Source organism: Acidimicrobiia bacterium (genome assembly GCA_016650365.1).
Classification (GTDB): Bacteria; Actinomycetota; Acidimicrobiia; order Spongiisociales; family JAENVV01; genus JAENVV01.
The window spans coordinates 1-2916 of sequence record JAENVV010000204.1 but is presented as its reverse complement, the minus strand read 5'-3'; the positions used below and the strand labels follow the sequence as shown (position 1 = coordinate 2916).

The window sequence follows — 2916 nt, the reverse complement described above, 5'->3', positions numbered from 1 at the left end:
GTCAAGACCGCCCTCGCCGGTCGCTGACGCAAAGGCCGTTGTCGCAAAAGCTGCGAGTAGAACTAGAGATAATAAGACCGGCCCGGACGACCTCGTCTGGCGTTTCAGTTCTGTTCGTACCACACCTGCCACCCGTAGTTTGTTGGCACTATCACTGTTACCACCGGTCTAGAAGGCCATCCATCAGACGAAGCGTCCGTCGATTCGTCATCAACCCTACGCACCTCGAATGGGCCACTCGATGACGTATATGAGATTGCGACGGCCCCTGAAGGAAGCGATTCGACCACCTCTGGAGACAAGACTTCCTCAGGACTCGCCACGTGATATCCGGCGGCTCGATAACCCTGCTCCAGATAAACGACCCGTGAGCCACCTTTGAAGAAGGAGTTCGCGCCACGACTGTAGAGGTTACGAGCCTGCGAACCATCAACCGTGTAAACGTTGACCATCGGGGGGTCCGGCCATGTGGTGATGACCCACACATCGAACGCAATGATTGACTTCATCGCAGCTATAGGGTCCGGGTTGTTGATGTCGAGGAAGGGGATGTTCTCGCGACCCCCCAGGTTGGCTTCGCCTACTTCGGCCACCACTTCGTCGATCAGCGCTTCAAGGGCAGCCGGACTACCCACCGTCTCGGGACTTATCGTGGTTGGCGGACTCAACGTCGCCGTCGTGGTCGTAGGAATCGTGGTGCTCGGCGAGGTCGTGGGAGTTGGGGCTGGCGAGGTAGTTGGAGCGCCGGCGACAGTCGTGGTGGTGGTGGTCGCGGGGTTCGAGCAGGACGCGATCAACAAAGCGGTGACGACAGTCGCACTCCCCTGCTTGATCATCGTTTGGCCCTTACTCGCCGGAACGTTGGCTCGTCCATACCGGCTCCCACTCCAACAACTATCGCTCTATATTGCTATATATCGCAATAGGTTGTCAACGAGAGATCTCTCCAACCACGTAACGTGACTATCAAACATGATAGAAGCCAACCGGCGCCCGGTCGAGGCTGATTTTCGCGCACCACACCTACCGCAACAACGAGTGTGCATACGATTTGCACTATCGAACCTGGATGCACACTCGTTCGATCGGACCGGAATGTCGTCAGCCTCGATACGGCGCTCGAACAAAAACAGCGTCCGCCTCCGGGGGGAGGCGGACGCTGCGTCTCTATCAGCTACCGGTCTTCATTTACGAGTCATGGGTCTCGAGGTTAGGGCGTCCCATACGAGTGGCCCGGCTCAAAAGTCTCGAGCGGGAAAACGACCCCGGTTACTGCAAACGGGGTACCGATCGGGGTACCAATTGGCGTACCGATTGGCAGCGTGATCCAAGAGTCATGAACCTCAAGCGCGGGAACGACCCCCGTTGCCATCCATGAATCGTGAACGCCGTCAGCTGCGAAGCCGCCCGAAGACACCGGCACGTTCATCCACGAATCGTGAACCTCAGCCGCCGGACCTCCGACGAGCAACACGATTGCTACCACCGCGGCAACGATGACAGCCACCACGCCCATAACTGTGAGTAGAGGAACCACTGACGTTGGTGTCTGAGGAACAGTCACCCCGCCAACTTTTTCTTGGGGCCTCACGGTCCCTGGATCGACGGTATACATGGGAACCTCCTTTCGGAGCGAAGAGACCTTCGTCGCCAGCCGCTCCAACTATCCCTCTGGCGTCATCACACCAGTTGAACCGTCTCCACACTCCAATGTCTCGCTTCCCCGCCAAATGCAACAGAGTAAAAGGACCCCACCCGTGCAAAACCCTGGCTGCTCGACCGTCGAGTGTGCATCCAGATTCAATATGAGCACACGTATGCACACTCGACCCGCGGCTACGGCATTTAGCGCGGGAGGGCGGCTTCCTTCAACACGTTGCCCTGCTCATCCATCATTCCGGCCTTGCTGCCAATCGACAGGTTGTTGGCAAGGAACAGGTCTTCACGGTGCAGGACGACCCACCGGTAGCCGGGGATCTTTTTCAAACGCTTGAAGGCGGCTTTGAGGTCAGCCGGGGCAGCCGCCACGATAATGCTGCCCTTCTTGCCGATGAGGTCGACTGCGCCGGTTGGATCGGGTTCGGCTTCGAACAGTCGGGCTGCGGTAACCAGCAACTCAGCCTGAGTCTGGCGAGCCATCAGTGTTCCCCATCGGTCGATAAGAGGACATCTTTCACAAACGCAAAAGCCTCAGCCGCATCGTCACCGTCTGCGGTAACGGTGACCTCGTCGCCGGTGGCCGCGCCGAGCGCCAGGACACTCATGATCGAGGCGGCATTGGCTTTCTTTTCACCCTTGAGAATCTCAATGGTTGCCGACAACTGCTTGACCTTTTCAATGATCAGTGATGCAGGTCGGGCATGCAGGCCCGATGGATTCGCGATGACAATATTCTCAGTGACCATGTTCGATCCTCCCCCGTTTTGGTTCATTTGTAGTTCGATGTCTGCGATAAGTTCGGCTGGAACGCCCTGGTTCGAAAGCCACCCCGCCCAGTCGTCGACGACGGACTGGAGTTCGTCCCAACCGGGGACCTCGCGGTCGGCCAACTTCAGAGCAGCGGAGATGACGGTCACGAATGCCTCGGTGTTCGCTCCCCGCCCGGCGGCTGCAATAGCTGGTCCGACCAGGCGCTCACTGGCCCCGAGCTTTTGGACGGGATTACGCGCCACTCGTCGGACCGGATCCGCCAGGTCGGCATCGGCGAACCGAACCAGACTGGTTTCGGCAGTTTTGGTGAACTCGCCGGCCGGGAAACTCGGGTATTGATCGCCAAGAATGTTGACCATGGTGTCCGCCAGGTCTGAGATAACGGCATGAATCGACGGATCCGCCACCGCCTCGTGGATGTAGCCGTACCCCTTGGCGATTCCCAAATACGCAGTGGCGGCATGGAGTCCGTTGACGAGCCACAGC

The 2916-nt window shown here is 58.5% G+C and carries 4 protein-coding genes; all 4 read right to left on the bottom strand.

All coding sequences use genetic code 11. From position 1 onward, the window contains the following. Positions 1-104: 104 nt before the first annotated feature. On the bottom strand, positions 105-836 hold the full coding sequence (locus JJE47_12395) for a hypothetical protein (GenBank protein ID MBK5268224.1): 732 nt from the start codon (positions 834-836) through the stop codon (positions 105-107). Positions 837-1210: 374 nt separating this feature from the next. Beyond that, a complete protein-coding gene (locus JJE47_12390) occupies positions 1211-1615 on the bottom strand; it encodes a hypothetical protein (GenBank protein ID MBK5268223.1) in 405 nt (134 codons plus the stop codon). A gap of 230 nt (positions 1616-1845) precedes the next feature. After that, the gene (locus tag JJE47_12385) at positions 1846-2139 is read right to left on the bottom strand and encodes a hypothetical protein (GenBank protein ID MBK5268222.1); all 294 of its coding nucleotides are present in this window, start codon (positions 2137-2139) and stop codon (positions 1846-1848) included. Next, positions 2139-2916: HPr family phosphocarrier protein (locus tag JJE47_12380; GenBank protein ID MBK5268221.1), on the bottom strand; the 778-nt coding region annotated here is incomplete at its 5' end. The genes JJE47_12380 and JJE47_12385, both read right to left, overlap by 1 nt.

Bases quoted from the DNA above. Each gene is read 5' to 3' on its own strand.
- JJE47_12390 (MBK5268223.1), bottom strand. From the start codon at position 1,615: ATGTATACCGTCGATCCAGGGACCGTGAGGCCCCAAGAAAAAGTTGGC.
- JJE47_12385 (MBK5268222.1), bottom strand. From the start codon at position 2,139: ATGGCTCGCCAGACTCAGGCTGAGTTGCTGGTTACCGCAGCCCGACTG.
- JJE47_12395 (MBK5268224.1), bottom strand. From the start codon at position 836: ATGATCAAGCAGGGGAGTGCGACTGTCGTCACCGCTTTGTTGATCGCG.